A 25,285-nucleotide genomic window follows, 5' to 3' on the forward strand; every position below is an offset into this window, starting at 1 on the left:
TTCACCTCTTTTCCCGCTTGAGTTCGTGAGTCAAGAACTCACAAAATTGTATGACGTGGCCGGCGAGAAGGCCTATTACCACCGCAGTTAATGACAATTCAGTTTGATATTTCAAACCGATCATCACACAAAGTACCGCGACCGCCATGCGTGAAACGGTCCCTCGAGACACTGGCTTACGCCCCGTCTCGATTACACGATACATCCGATCGACGCTGAGTCGTTGAAGCGTCAAGATCAGAAAGCTGCCAGTTCCACCAAGTGCTAGTCCATAGATGACTGGATCACTCGGGCGTCCGATGAGCAGCAGGACAGCTAGGATTCCGTAAAAGAGTCCAAACCATCGTAAGTACGCACGATACAACGCATCTTGAAGGATGATGTTCATGTCTTCTCCCCTAACAAGTGCCTGATCATGGCGATCATGCAAAGAATGCCGATGAAAATCCCGATGAACACGGCGAACGTCGCACCCATTTTTTCCCACCATTGTTGTTGTTCCCCATAGTTCCCAACCAAAAAGCCAATGACGATCGGTGCAGCCAGTGCCGTCGAAATTTGCGAGGCCATGACCATACTCTTCGCGAGCCCACTTTGGCGCACTAGAGACGACCCCCTTTTTTCCCAATTGTGAGTTCTTTTTCTTTCCCACAATTTGCGGATTTTCATACTAGTCAAGAATACAATGAAGCAGCTTTCATAGTCAAATGAATTCACAATAAAAACAGAGCCGAAAAACCTATACATATCAACGATTGATAAGGTTTTCACAGATGTCATCCGTGCAAGTCATTTCACGAAGATGTGAAGAAAATATGTAGTACTATCAACGGTTAAAGAGATTGTTCATATGGTGAACAAAACCGTTGAATAGTAACGTTATATCGTGCCCGTTCAACCGAAACAAGACCTCTAAAATTGATTTGTGTCGATTTTGTGAAAAAACATTTTTTGTTCACAATTGAAAACGCTTCCGAATCGGGACATAAAAACAGCTCTGACATCTGTTTGTAACAATACATTTCAACGATTTCCATTTTTTCAATCGTGCGGTACGTCACAGCTTAAATCGTCATCGTTTCCTTTCCAGTTTCAAGGTCATCTGGTTTTACATTTTCTAAACAAATGGGCTGATTTTAGCGGAAATGGTAAGATTTAAAGATATTATTCCTCTAAACTAAACATTTTGCCGTCATAGATGTACTGAAACAGAAAAGAATCGCTTATTTCACGCGATTTCTACAGGAAAAAGCACAAATCCTTGTGCTGTCAGAGACAAGTGAGACCCGACTCCTCGTCTAAGGACGATGGAGGCGCGGCTCACGTCTCGCCTGAGGAAAGCAAGTGAATGTAAGCGATTCGGAGGGTGATTGTCGTTTCTTATTGTGTGAGTAACGGTACCGGAGCTTCCCCTTGACCGAAGTGATGCAGGATCGCTTGGACGATCCGTTCTGACGCATGACCGTCGCCATACGGGTTTGAGGCATGCGCCATTTCTTGATAAAGTGTTTCGTTCGTCAACAGTTCGGTCGCCATCTGATAGATCGTCTCTTCTTCCGTACCGGCAAGCTTCAAGGTTCCGGCAGTAATCCCTTCCGGACGCTCCGTCGTATCCCGTAAAACGAGAACAGGTACACCAAGTGACGGCGCTTCTTCCTGTACGCCACCTGAATCAGTCAAGATTAAATGGGCACGGCTCGCGAAGTTGTGGAAGTCGAAGACGTCGAGCGGAGCAATCAACGAAATCCGGTCATGCCCCTCAAAGACCGTCTTCGCTGCTTCTTGAACGACCGGGTTGAGGTGGACCGGATAGACGACATGCGTATCCGGGAACGCATCGACGAGGCGACGAATCGCTCGAAACATTTGATGCATCTTCTCGCCTTGATTCTCACGACGGTGCGCCGTCATCAAGATCAACTTCTGGTCCCCGACCGTCTCAAGCATCGGATGGACGTAATCGGTTTGGACGGTCGTCTGCAACGCATCGATCGCCGTATTCCCCGTGATGTAGACACCGGTGTGACGATTCTCAGACGCGAGGTTTGCTGCAGCTTGTGCTGTCGGAGCGAAATGTAAGTCCGCAAGCGTCGACGTCAACTGACGATTGACCTCTTCCGGGAACGGCGAGTATTTATTATATGTCCGCAGTCCTGCCTCGACGTGACCGACCGCAATCTGATTGTAATAGGCAGCAAGGCTTCCGACAAATGTCGTCGTCGTGTCGCCATGGACGAGGACGAGGTCCGGCTTGATTTCCTTCATGATCGCATCGAGTCCTTCAAGACCACGCGTCGTAATATCGACGAGTGTCTGACGTTGCTTCATGATATTCAAGTCGTGATCCGGTTCAATCTCAAACAAATCGAGCACTTGATCGAGCATTTCACGGTGCTGGGCAGTAATCGTAACATGAACATCAAAAGCAGGGTGTTGCTTCAGGGCATTGACGAGCGGTGCCATCTTAATGGCTTCCGGTCGTGTCCCGAAAATCGGCATGACTGTAATCGGCATGGTGACTTCCTCCTTTTTTCCTTTTTTCATTAAAGCATATTTCAGTAGTCTTGCGCAGTTTACGAAATAGCAACGAAAAGACCGCAGATCATTGTCTGCGGTCTTTTCGTATATCTTGCTGTGTTTTACTTCTTACTTCGTTCCGAAGAGACGGTCTCCTGCATCACCGAGTCCTGGGACGATATATCCGTGGTCGTCCAACTTCTCGTCGAGTGCCGCGAGATAGATGTCGACATCCGGGTGTTCTTCTTGAACGCGTTTGACGCCTTCAGGTGCTGCACAGAGACATGCGAGCTTGATGCTCTTCGCCCCTTGTTTCTTCAGTGAGGAGATGGCGTCTGCCGCCGAACCACCTGTCGCAAGCATCGGGTCAACGACGACGAAATCACGTTCTGCGACGTCTGTTGGAAGCTTGAGGTAGTATTCCGTTGGCTCGAGTGTCTCCGGATCACGGTAAAGACCGATGTGACCGACTTTAACGTTCGGCATCATGCGGAGCATCCCGTCAACCATACCGAGGCCAGCGCGGAGAATCGGGACGATCCCGAGTTTCTTGCCTTCGATCATCTTCTGCGTCGTCTTCGTGACCGGTGTCTCGATCGCGACATCTGTGAGTGGAAGGTCACGTGTGAGTTCATATGCCATCAATGAAGCCACCTCGTCGACAAGTTCCCGGAATTGTTTCGTTCCTGTTTCGACTTTACGCATGATCGTCATCTTGTGCTGAATCAATGGGTGATCAAATACATGTACTTTACTCATTGTTTGCATCTCCTCTCCATTCTCTTTTCGCATTGTACTCTAAAAGCGCACTGCTTGGGAACTGTTTTTTCGTCAGTTCCCGAGCGTACTCTTCCCTGATAGAATTGCTTTTGCCGCGTAAGACCATTCATTGTCCGGTTGTTTCGCGAGTTCTTGTAAGGTCGCTCGGTAGTCGCCTTTTTTATATTTTTGTTCGTAGACGGCTTGCATCCAGAGGACGTCACTCATGTATCCAGACTTCGGAAAATCTTCTCGGTAGGCGATATAATCCGCTTGCGTCGTCTGCTTCAACTTCCCATCAGCGATCAACTTATAGAAGCGTGCCATACCTGCCGTCTCTTTGTTCGTCAAGACGGATCCGGTCAAGACGCTGTCTGCTTGTTTGTAGTCCTTCGCTTGAACAGCAGAAATCCCTTGCTCAAGTGCTTCTTTCGGAGGTAGTTGCGTCTGCTTTGTTTCGGAAGAAGTCTCCCTCTTCTCTGGCTTAATCGCTTGCGCTTTTTCTTGCTCACTTGCCAGCTGCTCATTTTTTTCTTTTAGCTGTTCGACTTCTGCTTGTAGCGCTGCGAGTTGTTGCTCGACCTCTGTTTGTTTCGTCGCGACCGGTGTTGTAGCAGGTTCGCTATCCAACTGTGTCCAAATCAAGCCGAAAGAAACGACGGCTACAACTCCACCGAGCCACCACGGATTTATTCTTCCGAGTTTCTTCCAGTCTTTCAATTGCGAATGATTCTGAACCGTCATCGGAAACGATGACAGTCGTTTCTGCACAAGACGTTTTCCACCTGCTTTTCCTGCAATCGCCAGACGATAACGATAGACTTCTGCTGGCATCGGTAAGGTCTTCCACTGTTCGAAGCGTGCATCTGCTTGTTCATAGAACCCTGCCCGTTGCATGATGACGATTGCTTTGAAGTCTTCGAGCATCCTTTGATATTCGCGGCGTTCCTGACTTTTATGTGTAAACCATTCCGTAAGTTGATCGGTTTGAATGGCTTGTAATTCCTTTTGAATCAAGGTTGTCAGATTCACATTCATTTCCACCTTTATCTTTTTTCACTACGGTTAAGTATAACAAAGATAACGCTTCCGCAAATGGTCCGTTTCCCCTATCTTATGGACAAATCATCAAAAAACCCTACTGCTTTTCTGTACGTTGTCGTACGAAAACAATAGGGTAGTGAGTTAGCTATGCGAGAAGGACCGAGATGCTTTCGCTTCCGTAATCCGTCCATCTTCAATCCGCCAAATCCGGTCGCAGACGTCAAGCATCCGTTCATCATGGGTGATGACGATGACCGTCTTGTTCGACTCATGCGCTTGTTGCTGTAACAACTCCATCACCCGACGACCGTTCGGGTAATCGAGACTCGCCGTCGGTTCATCCGCGAGGACAAGGCGTGGTTCATTAACGAAAGCCCGGGCAATCGCCACACGTTGACGTTCGCCACCTGATAAAGCGTGAGGTAAATGGTCTTTCCGGTGCTCGAGTCCGAACACAGCGAGTGCCGACGTCGCGTCAACCGTTCGCCCAGCTTCCTTGGCGACCAGTTCGAGTTGCTCTCCCGCCGTCAAAAATGGTACGAGATGCGATTCCTGAAAGATGAATCCGACCTCTTCAAGTCGTAAACGACGACGTTCTTCATCCGACGCTTCACTGACGCACGTATCATCGAAGTAGACCGCACCGTTCGTTGGTGTCTGTAACAATCCAAGCAACTGGAGCAATGTACTTTTCCCGCTACCACTCGGTCCGACGAGAGCAATCAACTCACCCGCTTCTGCTTGTAAGTTGATGTCATGCAGAACCGTCATCTCACCATAACTTTGCTCAATCTGTTCTAATCGAATCATCCGTTCATTCCTCCCATCGCGTCTGCCGCTTCAAGTTTTTTGACTATCCGTAACGGAACGAGTGCTCCAAGGATCGCTGTTACGAGTAAAATGCCGCCGTACATCAGACTGGTCGACCATTCAAAACGGAATGGAAGATCAGACGGTAAGTAGCGGCTCGTCAGATAGGTGATAGCGACACTGACACCGAAGGCGAGGCTCGTCAGAATGATGACTTGCACGAGCAGACTCGCTCCCATCGTCCGGGTCCGGATGCCGATTGCTTTTAAGACACCGAGCTGTTTCATCTTCTGCATCGTCAAGATATAGAAGAAGGCTGTCAGAATCAATGCTCCGATGACGACGAGTGCAACCCGCATCATCTGGAAGGAGTTTTGCTCCGCTGCATAGCCGGGTACGTTCTCAACGACTGCTTGTTTTGAAAAGACCGCTTGATCCGTTTGCAACGACTGACCGATGTACGCTGAGACATATGACGTGCCCATCTTCGATTGCCATGCTTGCCACGATTCATCCGTCATCCAGAGGACCGGTGCGTGACTATAACGTCCGTCCGTCACTGTACCGGCAATCCGAAACGTCTCTTTCGTCCGAAAATCAGTGATCGTATCACCGACACGTGTTCCGCGTTGTTCCGCGTACGCGGCATCGACCAGAACTTCGCCTTTTCGTAACGACTGCAACTGTTTCGGACCGTATTGTGTCGCTTGCGGCAAAGCAAAGACCGTCACATCATCCTTCGTTCCATTCTTCTTCTCAAGCACCATGTTTTGGACACCGAGTGCTTCTGCTCCCTTCGGTGTCTCATCCGCCTCTAGAAAGGAGCGCGTCAGTTGCCCTTCCGCATCTTTACTCAGCGCAAATTGCTCGACCAATAGATTACGGACAGCCGCTCCATTGTCATAGGCAAGTCCATCCGCAAGACCGGTAATCATTAAAATCAATAAGACGATCAACATCGTCACAATCGTCATCCAACTGAATCGTCCTTTCATCCGGACGAGTTCTTTCCATCCTAATTTCATCGCGTGATCCCTCCTGTATGTTCGCTACAGAATTGATGATACGACTGCAATATGAACGGAACATGAACGCAAGAATCATACGCGTAAAAAAGTCAATGTCACAGTCAGACCGGATGAGTCAGACGACAAGCTCGCGTCCCCACCAAGTTGGCGCATCGTCTCTTTGACGATCGCAAGCCCAAGGCCCGTTCCCCGTGACGTTCGAGCAGCATCGCCTTGGTAAAAACGTTCGAAGGCATGTTCCATTTGTTCATCAGTCATACCTGGTCCTTCGTCCTTGATTCGGACGATGACCTGATCCGCTTGATCTTCTGCTTTAATATGGATCGTCGCCCCTTCGACTGAGACCGAGACGGCGTTTCGAATGACATTTTGGAAGACATGTTCCAGGGCACTGGCATCTGCTTGAATCTGCATCGCTACTGGGACGTCGAGTGCGACAGCAATCCCTTTCTCGTCAAGCTGGAAAGCAAGTGTTGCGAGTGTCGTCTCTAGACTCGTGCGCAAATCGAGTGCTTGCCGCTTAAAACGTCGTCCTTCATCGAGCTTCGCTAAGATCAACAGTTGACGCGTCAGCTCCGACATCCGCTCCGCCTCTTGTTGAATGATCGCCCGTTTCCTGACGTCTTCTCCGGTCACTTGGAGTTGTCCCGCATAACCGGCGATTGTCGTCAACGGCGACTGGAATTCATGTGAGACGTTCGCAACGAACCGGCGCCGTTCCGTATCGGACGCTTCGACTGCCGTCGCCATCTCGTCAAAGCGTCGGGACAGCTCACCGATTTCATCATGTGCTTTTGTTCCAACGCGAATTCCGTAGTCGCCGTCTGCCATCTGTTCCGTCGCTTTTGTCAGGCGCCGGATCGGACGAACGAGATACCGGATCGAGAAGACAAGCAAGAGGAAGCTGATCACGACAAGCAGTGCGAGAAACAGACCAACGAACAGATGCAACTCACGGATCTGCCGACTTAAGTCCGGACGGACGAAGATCGCATCTGTGCCTTGCGCCGTCTTGACCGACGTCCCGTACGTATTGATGACTTCGTTATCAAACAGACCGAGCAGGAACAGATGGAACGGATACTCGCGCATCCCGTAATACGGTTGACCGTCCTTCACTTGATCGATGACTTGACTCGAGAGTGCTTCATCGCGAAAGGGGTTTCCGTAACGCTCCGTTCCCTCGTTCGTTCGCACATACAGTTGAAAGCCGGTCGCTTGTAACATCCGGTAAAACGATTCCGTCTTTCCGTCACCGTGCGTCTCATAATAATCGACCGCTGTCTCGACCGCTTCCTCGACTTTTTGACTATAGCTGCCCTGCCAGAACGAATAGTAGACAATATTACTAATCAAAAGAGCAAGTAGGGCGGACGCGAGTAAGACGATACAGACGAGTCCGACAATCTTCGTATAAAGAGATCTCATGCCTCGACCTCCAACCGGTACCCGAGTCCGCGAACGGTCTCAATCTTCACCTGATGCGTCTCCTTCAGGCGTCCACGAAGTCGTTTGATGTGGACGTCAATCGTCCGGTCGTCTCCCATGAAATCGAGTCCCCAGACGTGCTCGATCAATTCCTCACGGCTGAAGACCCGTCCCGGGAAACTCGCCAACTGATGCAACAACTCGAACTCGCGCCGCGGGAGTGTCCAATCGGTCGACTGGATCGTCACGAGCTGACTGCGTTTATCGATCGTGACGTCTCCGAGATGCAGAACAGGTTGCGCCGCTTTTTGATAGCGCCGAGCAACAGCGTGGAGCCGAAACAATAGTTCTTCCGGATCAAACGGTTTCGTGATGTAATCATCGGCACCTGCTGCAAATCCGTCCCGTTTATCTGTCAGTTCTCCGAGTGCCGTCAGCATCAAGATTGGGATGTCCCCGTTTTGCCGTAACCGCTCACACAGGACTAGACCGGTCTGCCCAGGGAGCAAGACATCAAGTACGGCTGCTTCAAACGTCATTGTCTCGATCCAAGCAAGCGCTTCGTTCCCGTCCGCTGTCGCTCGGACGGAATGACCGTCGGCTTGTAACGTCGATACGACGAGTGCTTGAATATGTGGATCATCTTCTGCGACTAGAATATACATCGTACTCCTCCTTTTTTAGACAAACAAAAAATCCCCTTCCCCTTCTCATAATGAAAAGGATGAAGGGGATGACGGTCATCCGCGCTCTGGATAGAGTGGGAAGCGACCTGTCAAAGCAACGACACGCTCACGTGCTTGTGCGAGAACATCTGCTTCTTCTGGGTGATTCAAGACGAGTTCGATCAACTCAGCGATTTCTTTCATCTCGGCTTCCTTGAAGCCACGTGATGTCATCGCAGCCGTTCCGATCCGGATCCCGCTTGTGACGAATGGGCTCGCTGGGTCGAACGGAATCGTGTTTTTGTTGACCGTGATACCAGCTTCGTCAAGCGCGTGCTCTGCGAGTTTCCCTGTGATACCGAGCGGTTGCAAGTCGACGAGGAGCAAGTGATTGTCCGTTCCGCCTGAGACGATCCGGAGTCCACGCTTCGTCAATTCCTCACCGAGAACTTTGGCGTTCGTGACAACTTGACTGATATAGTCCTTGAACTCTGGTGCAAGAGCTTCACCGAACGCAACAGCTTTCGCGGCGATGACGTGCATAAGTGGACCACCTTGGATTCCTGGGAAGATAGCTTTATCGATTGCTTTCGCATACTCCTCTTTACAAAGGATCATCCCACCACGTGGACCACGCAACGTCTTATGCGTCGTCGTCGTGACGAAGTGGGCATGCTCGACTGGGTTCGGATGCAGACCTGCTGCGACGAGTCCTGCAATGTGTGCCATGTCGACCATCAAGTAAGCACCGACGCTGTCTGCGATTTCACGGAAACGTTTGAAGTCGATGACGCGCGGATACGCCGATGCGCCCGCAACGATTAATTTTGGTTTATGCTCTTCTGCTAATTTCGCGACGACGTCGTAATCAATCATCTCTGTCTCTTGATCGACACCATATTCTACGAAGTTGTACTGGACACCGGAGAAATTGACGGGGCTACCGTGCGTCAGATGGCCACCGTGCGAGAGGTTCATCCCGAGGACCGTATCGCCCTGCTCGAGAATCGTGAAGTAAACCGCCATGTTCGCTTGTGCACCTGAGTGTGGTTGCACGTTCGCGTGCTCCGCACCGAAGATTTCCTTCGCGCGGTCGCGTGCTAAATTCTCAGCGAGATCGACATACTCACAGCCACCATAATAACGACGACCTGGGTAACCTTCTGCATACTTGTTCGTCAAGACGCTGCCTTGTGCTTCCATGACAGCTTGCGAGACGAAGTTCTCGGATGCGATCAATTCGATGTTATCCCGTTGACGACCTAGTTCCTGGCGCATTGCCGAAAAGAGTGCCTCATCTTGTTGTTTCAGATACGTAAGCGGTGTTTGTTCCATCTGAATTCCCCCATTTCATTTCGATAGACCTATCTTAACACGAATGTTTCGTTCCCGGCATCCCTAAAAACAACATCAAAAAAGCAAGGGGTGTGCAACCCCTTGCATCAATCATTCGTATTTAGCACGTGCTCCACCGATTAATTTCGGTCGTGTCACGGCTGCCGTCACATGTGCCTCACCAATTTCCTTGTGCGGCAAGCGCACTGGAATCGCGACAGCTTTCAAGTGCATGCCGATGAATGTATCGCCGATATCGATTCCGGCGTCTGCCTGAACCGCTTCGACGACGACCGGTGCCGAGAAGCGTTGATACGCAGCACTCGCCATCGATCCACCTGCTTCCGGAACGGGAACGACCGTTACTGGATCAAGTCCAAGTCGTTCTGCCGTTTGCCGCTCAAGTGTCAATGCTCGGTTGATATGCTCACAGCCTTGGAAGGCAAGATCGACTTGATGCGACCGACGAAAGGCGTCGAAGACATCGAACAAGGCGTCCGCGACTTCCGGTGAACCGGCTTTGCCGATTTGTTTGCCGATGACTTCGCTCGTCGAACAGCCGACCACGAGCAATTTCCCTTTTAAGGAAAATCGTTCATCCAGAGCGTTCAGTGCTTCTTCTAAATCGTGCTGGATGCGTGTCAAGTCCATTACTTCACCTCATAATCTGAGATTTTGCAAACGCGGTTCTCATGACGTCCGCCTTCGAATTCCGTTTCAAGCCACAGTTGTGCGATCTCACGAGCCAGTCCTGGACCGATGACGCGTTCGCCCATCGTCAGGATGTTCGAATCGTTGTGCTGACGCGTCGCTTTCGCGCTGAACGTATCATGGACGAGTGCTGCGCGGATGCCCTTGACCTTGTTCGCTGCGATTCCGATTCCAATGCCTGTTCCACAAATCAAGATACCACGATCAAACTCTCCGTTCGCGACTGCCTCAGCGACTGGAATCGCAACATCCGGATAATCGATCGAGTCGGCTGAATGCGTACCGAAGTCCGTATAGTCGATGCCGAGCTCTTGTAAGAGATCGTTGATTTCTGCTTTTAACTTAAAACCGCCATGATCCGCGCCGATTGCTACTTTCATCTTTACTATTCCCCCGTTTGTTTAGGTTGTTTTTTCGGAAGTTTCCGTGTATCCGGAGCTTTTCTTCCGTTTCCGTTCTGCGTCAATTTTAACACAAGACGGTTGACGAGGGGTTCGAGTTCATTACGTACTTGCCGGTAGACGTTCATCGATCCGCCGTACGGATCGTTGATGTCCCGTTCAAGCCCTGTCACGTATTCGTATAAGGTAAACGTCCGTTCCTTCAGTTCCGGATAGCGTTCACCGACTTCCTGCTTGTGCTGACGCGTCATCGTCAAGATGATGTCGGACCAGCGTCCGAGTACATCATCAAAGACTTGCGTATAGTGCTCGAGTTCGATACCGCGTTCACGTAACACTTGTAAGGCGTTCTCGGACGCATCAAATCCTTGCATCGAACGTAGTCCTGCTGAACGGACATCGAATTCCTGATCAGCGACCTTCGAGCGTAGTAACGCCATCGCCATCGGGCTACGGCATGTATTTCCTGTACAGATGAATAAAACGCGACGTGTGCTCATCTCCGTATCCTCCTTCTTCAAGGGCGAATGACCCGACCACCTGCTGCTTTATGGAGGCGGTTGCGGACCGCAAGCCCCACCCCTTCTTCTGATAGGTCTCGTACAAAAATCTGATCCACCGTCGTCTGATCAAATCGCCGTAAACAATCGTAAAGACGTTGTGCCGCTGTCTCCATCGAATCACCAAGGGAGCAGCGAACATCTGCGTCGACGTCCTCGCCATCAAACAGGAGAACGCCCGTCTTGTGTCCGGTTTGTCGTGCATCATCGATGAGTTGCTGTAAGAATGAGAGATCCCCTTCGACGACGGACAGTGTTGCTTCCGGCGCATAGTGGGTATATTTCATTCCGGGTGCCTTCGGTGTAACATCTTTCATCGATAAGGCAGGATCGAGTGTGACAGGACCGATGATTGTCTCGAGTTGTTCGCGTGTCACGCCACCCGGTCGTAAAATCGCCGGCGGCATCATCGTACAATCGATGACAGTCGATTCGACCCCGATGCCCGTTTCCCCTCCATCGATGATCGCAGCGATGCGTCCCGAGAGGTCATGTGCGACGTGCGCAGATGACGTCGGTGAAGGTTTTCCGGAACGGTTGGCACTCGGTGCTGCGAGACCCAACCCTGTTGCCTCGATTAACTGAAGCGCGAGCGGATGGTCTGGCATCCGTAATCCGATCGTATCTAGTCCTGCTGTGACGAGTGTGGATGCGGTGCCGTTCGATTCGAGGATGATCGTCAAGGCTCCTGGCCAGAACGCCTCCATCAAACGTGCCGCGACATCTGGAATGTGCGTGACGAACTGATGTGCCTGTTCTACGGATGCGACATGGACAATCAGTGGATTGTCAGAAGGTCGACCCTTCGCGGCGAAGATTCGCCGAACAGCCGCTTCGTTCGTTGCGTCCCCTGCAAGACCATAGACGGTCTCGGTCGGCATCGCCACGACCTCTCCTTCCTGCAATAACCGAACTGCTTCATCCATCGTCTGTAAGTCAATCATTTCCGTCTTCACGCTGTACAATCCTTTCGTTCCGCATACACGATACGGTCTTTACCGTTTATATCTTTTAAAATACCCGTTTCCGCATTTGGATAACGTTCTTTTAACATCATTTGCACTTCTGGTCCTTGATTGTGTCCAATTTCGAACGCAATCAGTCGGAAATCGTCGCGTAGGACCCGTCCACTCTCCTCGACGAGACGTCGGTAAAAGACGAGACCGTCTTTTCCGCCGAACAGGGCGAGGTGTGGTTCATGGTCGAATACGACCTCACTGAGTAATTCTTCTTCCTCGATATATGGAGGGTTCGAGACGAGCACACGCACGGAATCGTCCGCGAGTGGTGCTAGCAAGTCTCCTTCAAGGAATGTCACGTCTCCACCAAGCGCTGCTTGATTACGCTTTGCGACCTCGATTGCAGTTGGTGAAATATCGACGGTCGTGACCGGTTGATCGAGTTCAAGCGCAAGCGTGATTCCGATCGCTCCACTACCGGTACCGATGTCGACGATCTGCCCCGCGGTGAACGTCTCGTGTTTGAGACGCTCCGTGACGAAGACGATCAATTCTTCCGTTTCCGGTCGTGGAATCAAGACATCCGGTGTGACACTAAAATCTCGTCCATAAAAAGGCTGATAGCCGATTAGATGTTGCACCGGTACCCCGTGGACATGAGCGAGCAAGTATTCACTGAATCGTAAATCTTGCTCCGGTGTCAATTCATCGGACAGGCGGACAAGGAGTCCGGTCCGGTCGACATCCAAGACGTGCATGAGTAACCATTCGGCACTCGAACCCTCGCGTCCTGCTTGTTCCATCATCGTTTTTGCATCATTTAGACGTTTCGCGATCCGCATCAGTTCGCCGCCTCCGATGCCCGCGCCTGATGTTCCATGACGAGCGTATCGATGACTTCATCCATCTCGCCTTGCAAGATTCGATCAAGCTTCTGGATCGTCAAGCCGATCCGGTGATCCGTCACCCGGTTTTGAGCGAAATTATACGTCCGAATCCGTTCTGAACGGTCACCCGTACCGACAGCCGACTTCCGTTTTTCATCATACTCCGCTTGCTGTTCACGTTGAATCTTATCGTAGACACGCGCCCGTAAGACCTTCATCGCTTTTTCCTTGTTCTTAATCTGCGACTTCTCATCCTGACAGCTGGCGACGATTCCCGTCGGCACGTGCGTGACACGGACAGCGGACTGTGTCGTATTGACGGACTGCCCCCCTGGTCCACTCGACGTGAACGTATCGACGCGGACATCCTTATCATGGATCTCGACCTCGACGTCTTCTGCTTCCGGTAACACGGCGACCGTTGCCGTCGATGTATGAATCCGCCCGCCGGATTCTGTTGACGGAACGCGCTGGACACGGTGTGCCCCGTTCTCGTATTTTAACTTCGAATAAGCACCCGTTCCTTTGACGATGAAGATGATCTCTTTGTAGCCACCGAGTTCCGTGTAGCTCGCATCGATGATCTCGATCTTCCAGTTTTGTTTCTCAGCGAACTTCGAGTACATCTTGAAAAGGTCACCTGCAAATAAGGCTGCCTCGTCTCCCCCTGCCGCACCACGAATCTCGACGATGACGTTCTTGTCGTCATTCGGATCCTTCGGTAACAGTAAAGCTTTCAGCTTAGCTTCGAGCTCTTTGATCTCCGGCTCAAGCATCGCGACTTCTTCCTTCGCAAGGTCACGCATCTCCGGATCCGTCAACATTTGACGTGCCTCTTGATAAGCTTCCATCTTCTCGCGATAAACACGGTACGTCTCGACGGTCGGCGCAAGTTGTGACTGCTCTTTTGAGACCTCACGCAATTGATTCGTATCATTAATGATGGCTGGATCAGCCAACATATCATTCAGTTTTTCATAACGGTCCTCTAACGCACTCAATCGATCCAACATCTCGGTCATCCTTCCTGGCGATTCTTCTGTCGTCAGTATAGCAAATATTGCGATCGATGGCGTCATCGTCTTCTTGAAAAGAAACGTTGACAGACAGGTTTTAAATTCCTATAATTGGTGTATTAATTGAATTAGTACACTTAAGGAGGTGAAGAAATGTTCACCGTTGATCCGAAAAGTCCGTTACCGATTTATGAACAGTTGGTCGCTCAAATCATCCGCTCGATTGCCCGTGGTCTACTCCGCTCCGGCGAACAGATGCCATCCGTCCGTGAACTTGCCGGTACACTCCTTGTCAATCCGAACACTGTCTCCCGCGCCTATCAGGAACTCGAGAGCCGCAACTTCATCGTCACGATGCGCGGCAAAGGCTCCTTCATCTCAGACATCCCACTTCATGAAGTCAAACAAGCCGCCATCCAAGATCCACTCATCCGCCTTTGTGCCATTGCCGACGAATTATCCATCTCAAACGAAGAACTATACCAACACATCTTACACATAAGGGAGGATTCCTCATGTTGACCGTTTCTCATCTGACGAAACAAATTGACCGTACCATGATTTATGAAAATGCATCCTTCACCCTGCCGGCAGGAACGATTACTGCCTTAATTGGTCGTAATGGTGCCGGAAAAACGACATTACTGAAAACACTCGTCGGAGCGCTCGAGCCGACCCGTGGAAAGGTCGAATGGAATGGTGAGTCGATCCATCACGTTCCAAAGACGCGGGAGCACCTTTTCCTCGTTCCGGATTCTGTTTCCGTCTACCGCCAGATGACGCTCGGTGAACTGATCAACTTCTATCACGTCTTTTATCCAAACTTCGAGAAGACGTATATCGAAAACTACTGCCGCTCGTCGAATCTCGATCGCGGACGTCGCGTCACTTCTTTATCGAAGGGACAAGCGCAATTGTTCCTTCTCCAACTCGCGTTCGCAACGAATGCCCCCGTTCTATTGCTCGATGAACCAACCGATGGACTTGATCGGATCAATAAACGTGATTATCTGAAACAACTCGTCTCATTACTCGCAGAGCGTCAAACAGCCGTTCTGATTGCTTCCCATCAACTCGAAGAACTCGATTCCCTTGCCGACCGTGTCATGACGATTGAAAAACACCTCGTCCGCGAACCGAAGGCACTCGATGATGCCAAAGCTAGCATGCAGAAATGGCAAGTCGTCTATGAAGATGTTCCAGAGCTCAGTCATGCCGATCTCCATGTCTTATCCCAAACGGGTCGGGTCGTGACGTTACTCGTTTTATCCGATGCAGGCGCGCAGTATCTTGAAACGACGCGTCCTCTCTTAAAGGATGCTTTGCCAGTGCAGATGGAAGATTACTTCTTAGGGACATTTGGAGGGAAACGACATGGTTAAGCAATTGATCCGCTATCACATCAAGCAAGGCATTTGGCCACTCGCTTGTTTCATTCTGCTCGCAATCTTCAGTTATGGTTTTGGTAGCTATACCATCATCAACGACTTTGAAACATACGAAGTATCTTATCAAACCGAAACGATTCAAGCTGTCCTCGTCAGTCCGTTCTTCACTGGATTCGCTGCCATTCTGATCGCCGTCTTTGCGATTTTGATGCTCGGTTCCGAGCGTGGAAGTGGTCGCAGTCTGATCTTACACGCGTTGCCGTTTCCGAAGGTCTGGCTGTTTTGGATCAAATGGGCGATTGGTACTGTGACGTTGATTGTATTCCCGATCATCGGCTTTTTCGCCAGCTGGTTATTACTGCAAGTATTTGGTATCGATCCGTTTGATTACGTCACTCTCTCATCACTCTTAAAAGATTTTGGTCTGTTCCTTCTATTTGATGTGACGATTTTGACGATCTTCTTATTCGCCGGAACGGTTGCCGGTGACATCATCGGACAGCTCTTACTTGGCACGTTCTTCTTGTTCTTGAACTACTTCACGTACTTCAGCATCTATGCCGTCGCTCAGCTTGGTTTTAGCGTCGGCTATGAAGAGTTAGACAAACCAATAAGCTTCCTGATGACGATCACGACGCCGTTTGCGCTCTTCTTCGAGTACAATACCGAATTTAACATTACCTATGCTGTGTTGTTCAACGTAGCCTTAACGGTCGTCTTACTGATTTTTGGTAGTAGCCTCTATGTCAAAGGTGCGAACGAACGACTCGGACGTTTCACGATTTTCCCAAAGCTACATCCAGCACTCATCATCACCTTCTCGATTTATACGACGATTCTACTTGCCGGCATCATCGGTCTGATCTCATCTGAGAATCAGTTCCTGTACTGGCTCGCAATCGCGATTCTCGCCTGGCCGACGTTTAGCTCTTATCGTCGGATGATTGGGTGGAGTCGTTAATTTTAAATGATTAAACCGGAGTTTATTCAACTCCGGTTTTTTTATTAAGTAACTGTATTAATTTGTATTAATTTCAAAAACATACAAATGGCGATTTCAAAACCAAATAGTTGTTATATAATAAAATTGTATAATATATTTTGAATACTTTACCGAGGGGGGATTTCCTTGCCGCTAAAAAAAGGACTATCAACACTTTTTTCTCCAAAAAAATCCTCTTCTGATGTAACGTCTACGACATCGATCGATGCAAACTTCATCGAACATCATCCGGACGCTGTTTATACATTGGATCTTTCAGGCGTCACGACGAGTCTGAACGAAAAAACAACGTTGTTACTTGGTTATACAAAACAGGATTTGTTGCGCCACAAAAATCATTTCATTCATCCGGATGATCATACTATTGCGAACGAACATTTCCTAGAAGTCTTACAAGGAAAAAGCGTGAACTATATCGTTCGTGTTCGTCACAAGTCTGGTCATTATTTAGATATGCTGATTGCGAACATTCCGATTTTTGATCAAGGACTCATCGTTGGAGCGTACGGTATTGCTCGAGATATCACCCAAACACGTCACTTAAAGTCAAAAATGGAATCGATCACTTTTGATCATCAGCTCGTCGAGAGCCTGCCAGGCATCGCGACTGCCACATTCAATCAAGCAGGTTACTTATTACGCTTTTCTCATTCTTTTGGTCAATTACTCGGTATTTCCGATCGTCAACTGGATCGATTTGATAAAAAGAGTATCTTACGATTGATTCATCCGGATAACATAGATGCTTTTCAAGCTTATCTAGATATTCTCCGCTTTCAACAAACCACTGATCCTCTTGAAATCGAAACACGTGTTCTACACTCACAAGACGGCTATCAGGATGTATTTTGCCGATGCGCCTATCGCAACCCGGAAGACGGAGACAACGCTGAAATCACATGCGCCATCTATAATCTATCTGATCGCAAACAATTAAATCAGCAACTACATGACAAACGTCATAAACTTTCGACGTTCCAACAAGTTGCTACAAGTGCCATCTATCGGTTTAATTTAGCAGAGAAAAAAATCGATTTTTCCACGCAAGGCTTTGAAAATTTATTCAACGGATTATTATCTGAATACAAATCACGCCCTATCGAATGGCTACAAGAGATCGTCGTTCCGGAAGACCAGACGAAACTCGAATCAGCACACGCCCGGATCTTGGCGGGTCACGATGTTGAAATCGCTTATCGGATTCGAATCGAAGATACCCTGTTTTGGATCCTTGAGCATCGTACACCCCTACGTGACGAAATGGATCGCGTCATCGCCTATCAAAGTGTCGTCCAAGACATCACACAATTAAAACATCAGGAAGAACGAATCTTCCAACTCGCAATGCATGATCCAGTGACGGGTCTGCCGAACCGCTCGCTTGTCCTTGAACAGCTTCAACACTGGATCGATACATATGAGTGCTTCAGCGTCTTTACAGTCAGCTACAATTTACTGCGTTCTATCAATCATGATTTCGGTTATAAAATTGGAGATCGTTGGTTGACACAAACTGCTACACGTCTGTTACATCATTTATCCAAAGAAACTTATGTCGGTCACTTGTATGGAGATGAATATATCGTCTTACTCCCGGACCTTGTCAGTGAAACAGACATTCATACTGTCTGCCAAAGTTTCCTTAAAAGCTCCAAAGAAAAAATCGCAGTGGATTCCTACGAGTGGTACCCTTCGATGACGATCGGGGTTAGTCGTTATCCTGAAGATGCTTCTCAACCAGATGAATTGATTAAGGCAGCCAATATCGCGCTTGGTCGTGCGAAGACGAATTCCTACAGTGTCTATTCTTCTACATACAATATCGAGACGTATCGCAGACATCAACTGCAAAACAGCCTGCGTACCGCGATTCGTCGCGATGAATTGTTTTTGGAATATCAACCGAAAGTGAATGCGTGGTCCGGTATCATCGTCGGAGCGGAAGCGCTCGTACGCTGGCAACATCCAGAATGGGGACGGATTCCTCCGAATGATTTCATTCCTTTGTCTGAAGAGAGTGATATGCATATCTTGATCGCAGACTGGGTTCTTGAAGAAACTTGCCGTAGTATTAATCAATGGGTACTAGCAGGTCTTCCGGCTGTTCCGGTTTCCATCAACGTCTCTCCGAAACGGTTGATGTATGGAAACTTCGCTGAGACCGTCAAGGAAACATTACGCCGTTTTGATATCTCACCTGGAATGCTTGAAATCGAAATCCTCGAAACGGATGTACTTTTTGATAACGCCAAAATCCATCAATCTTTAGAAATGCTGAGTGCCATGGGCATTCGAATTGCACTTGATGATTTTGGAAAAGGCTATTCTTCTATTTCTTATTTACAACAGTATCCGATTGATACGATTAAAATCGATCGACAATTCGCTACATCCTTGGCGCATGATAAAAAAACACAGTCGGTCGTTCGAAGTGTATTGTTCATGGCTAACGAATTCGGAATGGACGTGATTGCCGAAGGTGTAGAAACAATGGAGCAGTTGCATTATTTGCGTCAGCTGGATTGTACGACGATTCAAGGATATTTATTTAGCCGCCCTCTTCCTAAAGCCGATTTCGAGTCTACTCTTAAGGAACGTCAAGTCAGTGCTGTTGAAGCAATGAGCGTCACTGCACATCAATTAACCGTAACGGCTTCCATTACGATTCACCGATTAAAAGGAAAACAAATTCATGTCGGCTATACGGATATCCTAATTTCTAAAGGAACCTTACATTCCGTCTCATTCTATTCCTCACTTCACCTGCCGATTCATGAAGAAATCGAACTTGCCTTAAAAATTGATGATCACATCATCATCATTCAGCCCACCCAGTCATTTGAACTGGAGAATGGTCTGACTGAATACGAATGCCGCTTTATGAATATGAAAGAGTCACACTACATATTCGAAGCCATGCAAAGACTGAATCATATCTAGACTGATTTGAAAATTTCATAAATCCTATGAAGCAGTGGACACTTTTGTTCATTGCTTTATATGACTAGGTAAACTCCCTTATTGCTACCTTTTTTCTAAATCATGTGTGATAGGCGATTGGATGCCTGTAATCGTTCCGTGCTACACTAAAGGCATTATTTGAGTGTAAAGGACGGATCATATGCCGAAGTACTTAAACATCTATCACGCGCTCGCACAGCGGATTCAAGAAGGAACGCTCCCGGCTGAAACGAAATTACCTTCTGAGACGGAATTGATGCACGAATTCGAAGCGAGCCGCGGGACGGTCCGAAAAGCGATCGATGCCCTGCAAGAAAAAGGCTTCGTCCGCAAACACCAAGGGAAAGGTGTCTTCGTCCTGTCGCAAGAAGCGATTGAGTTTCAATTCAATGGGATCGTCAGCTTCTCGGAAGCCCATCGCCGGATGGGGCGACATGCCGTTGAAACGGATGTAGTGTCTTGCGAAGTCCTCTCCGCCTCTGCTGAGCTCGCTTCGTTATTACATGTGGCACAAGGAACGAACGTGACACGCGTCGAGCGCATTCGTCAAATTGATGGTGAACGTGTCATCCGTGACATCAATCATTTCGTGACAGAACTCGTGCCTGGACTGACTACTGACATCGCTAAAGGTTCGATCTATCAGTACATCGAAGAGACACTCGGACGTCAGATCAGCTACGCGAAACGAAAAATCGAAGCTCGCCCTGCGACTATGGAAGACCAAGAACGACTCGACCTTCACGATATGACGCATGTCATCGTCGTCACGAACGATACGTATTTCTATGAAGGACAACATTTCGAACGGACGGAATCGCGTCACCGGCTCGATAAGTTTCAGTTCACTGATATTGCCCGTCGTTGAATATACGCTACTAGATGAGGGAATCCGTAGATGACGGATTCTCTCTTTTTTTATTCTTTTTCAACTTATCTATATAAGTTCTTGACCGACTTATATAGATAAGTTAAGATAAGTGTGCGCAGATAAGAAAACGTTTTCATTTCAAAAGTGGTCGAGTATGTCACTTCCAAAAAGGAGCATCGAGATGAAACCAAACTATCGTCAGATTGCAGAACAAATCATTGAGAACATCGGGGGCAAGGAGAACGTCGAACAGGCGGCTCACTGTGTCACCCGTCTTCGTTTAACGCTTAAGAACCAAGAGCTCGTTAATCAAGAAGCCTTGCTTGAAGTTCCGCTCGTCAAAGGAGCGTTCTTGAACGCCGGTGTCTATCAAATCGTCATTGGTGCCGGAGACGTCGACCGAGTCTATGCTGAATTCATTCAACTGACCGGTTTACAGGCAACAACGATCGCAGATGTCAAATCGTCTGGTGCTGCCAAGATGAATCCGTTCCAAAAGTTAATTAAAGTCTTTTCTGATGTCTTCATGCCTATCATTCCGGCAATCATCGTTGCTGGTCTCTTAATGGGAATCAATAATCTATTCGGTATCGAGTTCGGTGGCAAGACGATGATCGATCGTTATCCGAACTTACAAGGACTTTGGGATCTCATCAATATGATGGCCAACACGGCCTTCGTCTTTCTGCCGGCACTCGTCGGTTGGTCAGCGACGAAACGCTTTGGTGGAAGTGAGATTCTCGGAATCGTCATGGGTCTGATGCTCGTTCACCCAGATCTCTTAAACGCTTGGAACTACGGACAAAGTGCTCTAAAAGGTGAAATCCCGACGTTCAACATTTTCGGTCTCTTTGAAATTGAAAAAGTCGGATATCAGGGACAAATCCTCCCTGTGCTCGCAGCCGCTTATGTTCTCAGTACAATTGAACGTTGGCTCAAACAACGCGTACCGAATGCGATTCAATTACTCGTCGTACCGATTACGACGATCACGTTGACCGGCTTCCTCGCTCTTGCCGTCATTGGACCGGTCACGCGTCAAGTCGGTGACTGGATTACGATCGGTGTCGTCAATACGTTCGAAGCTATTCCGTTACTTGGTGCCTTACTCTTTGGCGCACTCTATGCGCCGCTCGTCATCACTGGCATGCACCATATGTTCATCGCCGTTGACTTACAGTTGATTGGACAAAGCGGAACGACGTTCATCTGGCCGATGATCGCGATTTCGAACATCGCTCAAGGTTCAGCAACACTTGCGATGCTTTTCCTTGCGAAAAACGTCAACGATAAGAATATGGCGTCGACGTCGGCACTCTCTGCTTACTTCGGGATCACGGAACCAGCGATGTTCGGGGTCAATCTCCGGTTCAAGTATCCGTTTTACGCAGCACTCGTCGGCTCTGCCATCGCGTCAGCTTTCATTGCCGTCAGTGGCGTTCTCGCTCCTGCGATTGGTGTTGGCGGACTACCTGCTTTCATTTCGATCGTACCAGGCTCGATTTTATCGTTCATCGTCGGCATGGTGATCGCGATCATCGTCCCTGTCGCCTGTACGTTCCTGTTCCACTATGTTTCAACGAAACGCGCAAAAAAAGCTGCCCTGAAAAAAGCAGCGTAATTCTAGAAAGGTGTGTATCTCATGATCACGACAACCGATTGGCGCAAATCCGCCGTTTATCAAATTTATCCGAAGAGTTTTTATAGTCCGGAGGGCAAAGCGACCGGTACGTTACGCGGCGTGACTGCCAAACTCGATTATCTGGCGGATCTTGGTGTCGATTACCTCTGGTTGACGCCGGTCTATGCCTCACCACAAAACGACAATGGCTATGATGTCAGTGATTATTATGCAATTGATCCATCTTACGGCACAATGGACGATTTTGAGACGTTACTTGCAGAAGCAAAACAACGCGGTCTGTCTGTCATGATGGACATCGTCGTCAATCACTGTTCGACGTCACATGCTTGGTTCGAAGAAGGACGTCATCCGGATAGTCCCTATCACGACTACTTCATTTGGCGCGATACGCCGAACGACTGGGTATCCAAGTTTGGCGGTCCCGCTTGGTCATTTGACGAGGTAGCTGGCAAGTATTACTTGCACCTGTTCGACAAGACGCAAGCGGATCTCAACTGGGAAAATCCACGTTTACGGGAAGATGTTTACAACATGATGCGCTTTTGGCGCGATAAAGGGGTCAGCGGCTTCCGACTCGATGTCATCAATTTGATCTCGAAGACGCCAGGTCTTCCGAACGATCCAGCAGGAGACGGACGTGCGTATTATACGGACGGACCGAACGTCCATGACTACTTGCAAGAAATGAACGCAGCAGTTTTTGCCGGACACGATCTCATGACGGTCGGTGAGATGTCGTCGACGTCGCTTGATCACTGCCTTCGTTATTCGTCGCTTGATGAACAAGAACTGAAGATGACGTTCAACTTCCATCATTTGAAGGTCGATTATCCGAACGGTGAAAAATGGACAGCAGCACCGTTTGATTTCAAGCAACTGAAACAGATTTTCTCCGACTGGCAATCTGGCATGAACGGACAAGCTTGGAACGCGATCTTTTGGTGCAACCATGACCAGCCACGCGTCGTCAGCCGGTTTGGTGACGACGTCACGTATCGCGTCGAAAGTGCGAAGATGCTCGCGACGACGCTTCATGGCTTACAAGGAACACCGTATATCTATCAAGGAGAAGAGATCGGCATGCCGAATCCGGACTTCACGGACCTATCTGACTACCGCGATGTCGAGACGTTGAACGCGTATCAGGAAGCTCGGAACAACGGTGTAGCGGAAGAAGCGATTCTCGCTGCGATTCGCCAAAAATCGCGTGATAATGCGCGGACGCCGATGCCATGGTCGGACGCACCGAATGGTGGCTTTAGTACAAGCGAGCCGTGGATCCCCGTCTCGCCGACGTATGATCAGATCAATGTCGAGACGGCTGTCGCAGATCCGGACTCGGTCTACCACCATTACAAACGATTGATTCAGCTCCGCAAGCAGTATGACGTGTTGACGGATGGTTCGTACCGTCTGTTGACACTAGACGACCCGTCACTCTGGGCGTACGAACGCGCAACAAGCGAGGAAGAGTTGCTTGTCGTTTCGAACTTCTACGGAACGGACACGACGTTCACGTTACCTCGTGACGGATCGGATTATACAGTGTTGCTTCACAATTATCAGCAGATGCAGACAGAGAGTCAGACTTTGACGTTACGTCCTTTTGAATCACTGATGCTTTATCGTAAAAAGTGATGTATCTCTCGTTTTTCTCTTGATTACCATCTCTAACAACGAATGTTTCATCCTCGCTTTCCACAGGCGGGAGGTAAGCCGCGTCCACCCGCATTCACTGCGGTCTGCCGGGTCTTACCTATCCCTGCCGAAAGCACTGTCTGTGCTTTCTCTTCCTGTAGGAGTCGAGGAATCACATTCTTAATTTCTTTTAATCAAATAAAAAAGGGAGATCACCATCCGAGTACATGACCCGGAACGTGATCTCCTTTTTCTCATACTTCATCATACACGAACTCGTTTTTAGAGCATGTATCCTACGAAACCTTCCGATTCGCCTCTTCTCGTTTCAACTGTTCGCGGAACAGTCGTGTCTCAGCAATGACGACGCCGGACAATCCAATCAAACCGATTAAGTTCGGAATCGCCATCAATCCGTTGAAGACATCGGAAATCGCCCAGACCATGTTCAAGTTCGTCGTCATCGCACCCGCTCCGGCAACTAAGACGAACAGGATACGGTACGGGAGGATTGATTTTTGACCAAATAGATAATAGATGGATTTTTCACCGTAGTACGACCACCCGAGGACCGTCGAGTACGCGAACATAACGAGTCCAATCGTAACGATGTATTTCCCGGCAGGACCGAGGAAGACTTCGAAGCTCGCTGTCGTTAGTTCTACGCCTTGCAAGTCCGTATCGAGTTGTCCTCCCATGACGAGCGTCAGTCCTGTGATCGAACAGACGACTAATGTATCGAGGAACACTTGCGTCATCGAGACGAGTGCTTGACGCCCCGGGAAGTCCGTCTTCGCAGCAGCGGCTGCGATCGGAGCTGAACCGAGTCCGGCTTCGTTCGAGAAGACACCACGCGCGACACCGTAACGAATCGCCGCTCCGATTGCCCCACCCGTGATTGCCTCGTTTGAGAACGTACTACTGAAGATCGTTGAAATCGCACCCGGAATCAAATCATAGTTCATGATGAGAATGAGCAATCCACTTCCGACATAGAAAAAAATCATGAACGGAACGAACAGACTGACGACTTTCCCGATTGACTTGACCCCTCCAAGAATGACGACACCCGTCAGTACCATCAACGCAATCCCCGTCACGTAAAGTGGCACATCGAACGTCGATTTCATCGCGAGGGCGACCGAGTTCGTCTGGACACCGTTTCCGATCCCGAACGCCGCGATCGAAGCGAAGGCAGCAAACAAGACACCGAGCCATTTCTGCTTCAGTCCACGCTCGAGATAATACATCGGTCCCCCTGCCATCTGCCCTTTTTCATCAACGACACGATATTTGACGGCAAGGATTGCTTCCGCATACTTCGTCGCCATCCCGAACAGACCGGACAACCACATCCAAACGATCGCGCCTGGTCCCCCAAGGACGACGGCGGTTGCGACACCGACGATATTCCCTGTACCGACGGTCGCAGCCAGTGCCGTCATCAACGCTTGAAAGTGACTGATGTCACCTTCTGACTTATCGTCCTGATGCTTTGAAAACGCAAGCTTCAGCGCATACGGCAGTTTGGTAATTTGAATGAATCCTAAGCGAATCGTCAAGTAAATCCCCGTACCGACCAACAGAATGAGTAACGGTGGTCCCCATACGATATCGGACACCGCACTGATCCAGTCACTAAATGAATTTCCCATTCGT

At 49.1% G+C, this 25,285-nt stretch carries 24 protein-coding genes; 7 read left to right on the forward strand and 17 right to left on the reverse strand.

The genetic code is table 11. From position 1 onward, the window contains the following. Window position 1 precedes the first annotated feature (1 nt). The 16 genes from ACZGCQ_RS11200 to prfA all read right to left on the reverse strand — a co-directional run bounded on the left by ACZGCQ_RS11200 (window position 2) and on the right by prfA (window position 14,117). Window positions 2–430: an ATP synthase subunit I gene (locus ACZGCQ_RS11200; protein ID WP_336798748.1), complete on the reverse strand. Its 429-nt coding sequence runs from the start codon at window positions 428–430 to the stop codon at window positions 2–4. Next, window positions 385–603: an AtpZ/AtpI family protein gene (locus ACZGCQ_RS11205; RefSeq protein ID WP_023469502.1), complete on the reverse strand. Its 219-nt coding sequence runs from the start codon at window positions 601–603 to the stop codon at window positions 385–387. The genes ACZGCQ_RS11200 and ACZGCQ_RS11205 overlap by 46 nt, the downstream gene beginning before the upstream one ends. A gap of 777 nt (window positions 604–1,380) precedes the next feature. After that, window positions 1,381–2,514 carry a non-hydrolyzing UDP-N-acetylglucosamine 2-epimerase gene (wecB, locus tag ACZGCQ_RS11210; protein ID WP_481266304.1) on the reverse strand — a complete coding sequence of 378 codons (1,134 nt, stop codon included), beginning with the start codon at window positions 2,512–2,514 and terminating at the stop codon, window positions 1,381–1,383. Window positions 2,515–2,646: 132 nt separating this feature from the next. Further along, the gene (gene upp / locus ACZGCQ_RS11215) at window positions 2,647–3,276 is read right to left on the reverse strand and encodes a uracil phosphoribosyltransferase (RefSeq protein ID WP_058704132.1); all 630 of its coding nucleotides are present in this window, start codon (window positions 3,274–3,276) and stop codon (window positions 2,647–2,649) included. Between the two features lie 72 nt (window positions 3,277–3,348). After that, window positions 3,349–4,308 (reverse strand): hypothetical protein, encoded by a 960-nt coding sequence (locus ACZGCQ_RS11220; RefSeq protein WP_481266305.1) that lies wholly within the window; start codon window positions 4,306–4,308, stop codon window positions 3,349–3,351. Between the two features lie 153 nt (window positions 4,309–4,461). After that, window positions 4,462–5,130 carry an ABC transporter ATP-binding protein gene (locus ACZGCQ_RS11225; protein ID WP_481266306.1) on the reverse strand — a complete coding sequence of 223 codons (669 nt, stop codon included), beginning with the start codon at window positions 5,128–5,130 and terminating at the stop codon, window positions 4,462–4,464. Next, window positions 5,127–6,155: an ABC transporter permease gene (locus ACZGCQ_RS11230; protein WP_481266307.1), complete on the reverse strand. Its 1,029-nt coding sequence runs from the start codon at window positions 6,153–6,155 to the stop codon at window positions 5,127–5,129. The genes ACZGCQ_RS11225 and ACZGCQ_RS11230 overlap by 4 nt, the downstream gene beginning before the upstream one ends. Before the next feature lie 75 nt (window positions 6,156–6,230). Continuing rightward, complete coding sequence (locus tag ACZGCQ_RS11235; RefSeq protein ID WP_481266308.1) at window positions 6,231–7,586, reverse strand: sensor histidine kinase; 1,356 nt, start codon at window positions 7,584–7,586, stop codon at window positions 6,231–6,233. Next, a complete protein-coding gene (locus tag ACZGCQ_RS11240) occupies window positions 7,583–8,251 on the reverse strand; it encodes a response regulator transcription factor (RefSeq protein WP_481266309.1) in 669 nt (222 codons plus the stop codon). Before ACZGCQ_RS11240 ends, ACZGCQ_RS11235 begins: the two co-directional genes overlap by 4 nt. A gap of 75 nt (window positions 8,252–8,326) precedes the next feature. Beyond that, window positions 8,327–9,586, reverse strand: a complete 1,260-nt coding sequence (gene glyA / locus ACZGCQ_RS11245; protein ID WP_481266310.1) for a serine hydroxymethyltransferase — start codon at window positions 9,584–9,586, stop codon at window positions 8,327–8,329. A gap of 111 nt (window positions 9,587–9,697) precedes the next feature. Further along, the gene (locus ACZGCQ_RS11250) at window positions 9,698–10,237 is read right to left on the reverse strand and encodes a TIGR01440 family protein (RefSeq protein ID WP_481266311.1); all 540 of its coding nucleotides are present in this window, start codon (window positions 10,235–10,237) and stop codon (window positions 9,698–9,700) included. After that, a complete protein-coding gene (gene rpiB / locus ACZGCQ_RS11255) occupies window positions 10,237–10,677 on the reverse strand; it encodes a ribose 5-phosphate isomerase B (protein WP_029342752.1) in 441 nt (146 codons plus the stop codon). Before rpiB ends, ACZGCQ_RS11250 begins: the two co-directional genes overlap by 1 nt. 5 nt (window positions 10,678–10,682) lie before the next feature. Next, window positions 10,683–11,198, reverse strand: coding sequence for a low molecular weight protein arginine phosphatase (locus ACZGCQ_RS11260; RefSeq protein WP_023469513.1), 516 nt, complete (start codon window positions 11,196–11,198; stop codon window positions 10,683–10,685). Between the two features lie 17 nt (window positions 11,199–11,215). Continuing rightward, on the reverse strand, window positions 11,216–12,202 hold the full coding sequence (locus ACZGCQ_RS11265) for an L-threonylcarbamoyladenylate synthase (RefSeq protein ID WP_481266312.1): 987 nt from the start codon (window positions 12,200–12,202) through the stop codon (window positions 11,216–11,218). 8 nt (window positions 12,203–12,210) lie between these two features. Beyond that, complete coding sequence (prmC, locus tag ACZGCQ_RS11270; RefSeq protein WP_481266313.1) at window positions 12,211–13,059, reverse strand: peptide chain release factor N(5)-glutamine methyltransferase; 849 nt, start codon at window positions 13,057–13,059, stop codon at window positions 12,211–12,213. Then, entirely contained in the window at window positions 13,059–14,117 is a 1,059-nt protein-coding gene (gene prfA, locus ACZGCQ_RS11275; RefSeq protein WP_023469516.1) for a peptide chain release factor 1, read from the reverse strand. Before prfA ends, prmC begins: the two co-directional genes overlap by 1 nt. A gap of 156 nt (window positions 14,118–14,273) precedes the next feature. Between prfA and ACZGCQ_RS11280 the strand changes: the two genes are divergently transcribed. The 7 genes from ACZGCQ_RS11280 to treC all read left to right on the forward strand — a co-directional run bounded on the left by ACZGCQ_RS11280 (window position 14,274) and on the right by treC (window position 23,626). Beyond that, a complete protein-coding gene (locus tag ACZGCQ_RS11280; RefSeq protein WP_029342757.1) occupies window positions 14,274–14,642 on the forward strand; it encodes a GntR family transcriptional regulator in 369 nt (122 codons plus the stop codon). Beyond that, complete coding sequence (locus tag ACZGCQ_RS11285) at window positions 14,636–15,502, forward strand: ATP-binding cassette domain-containing protein (RefSeq protein WP_029342758.1); 867 nt, start codon at window positions 14,636–14,638, stop codon at window positions 15,500–15,502. Before ACZGCQ_RS11280 ends, ACZGCQ_RS11285 begins: the two co-directional genes overlap by 7 nt. Next, window positions 15,495–16,469 carry an ABC transporter permease subunit gene (locus ACZGCQ_RS11290; protein WP_481266314.1) on the forward strand — a complete coding sequence of 325 codons (975 nt, stop codon included), beginning with the start codon at window positions 15,495–15,497 and terminating at the stop codon, window positions 16,467–16,469. Before ACZGCQ_RS11285 ends, ACZGCQ_RS11290 begins: the two co-directional genes overlap by 8 nt. Before the next feature lie 168 nt (window positions 16,470–16,637). Next, window positions 16,638–19,451 (forward strand): sensor domain-containing protein, encoded by a 2,814-nt coding sequence (locus tag ACZGCQ_RS11295; protein WP_481266315.1) that lies wholly within the window; start codon window positions 16,638–16,640, stop codon window positions 19,449–19,451. A 181-nt stretch (window positions 19,452–19,632) separates the two neighbouring features. Then, the gene (treR, locus tag ACZGCQ_RS11300; protein ID WP_481266316.1) at window positions 19,633–20,340 is read left to right on the forward strand and encodes a trehalose operon repressor; all 708 of its coding nucleotides are present in this window, start codon (window positions 19,633–19,635) and stop codon (window positions 20,338–20,340) included. Window positions 20,341–20,524: 184 nt separating this feature from the next. Further along, window positions 20,525–21,964: a PTS system trehalose-specific EIIBC component gene (treP, locus tag ACZGCQ_RS11305; protein ID WP_481266317.1), complete on the forward strand. Its 1,440-nt coding sequence runs from the start codon at window positions 20,525–20,527 to the stop codon at window positions 21,962–21,964. Window positions 21,965–21,985: 21 nt separating this feature from the next. Further along, on the forward strand, window positions 21,986–23,626 hold the full coding sequence (treC, locus tag ACZGCQ_RS11310) for an alpha,alpha-phosphotrehalase (protein ID WP_481266318.1): 1,641 nt from the start codon (window positions 21,986–21,988) through the stop codon (window positions 23,624–23,626). Window positions 23,627–23,922: 296 nt separating this feature from the next. Here treC and ACZGCQ_RS11315 read toward each other — a convergent pair whose 3' ends face one another. Then, entirely contained in the window at window positions 23,923–25,281 is a 1,359-nt protein-coding gene (locus ACZGCQ_RS11315; RefSeq protein WP_410501966.1) for an alanine/glycine:cation symporter family protein, read from the reverse strand. Window positions 25,282–25,285 lie beyond the last annotated feature (4 nt).

Source organism: Exiguobacterium sp. HSB13 (assembly GCF_056764755.1).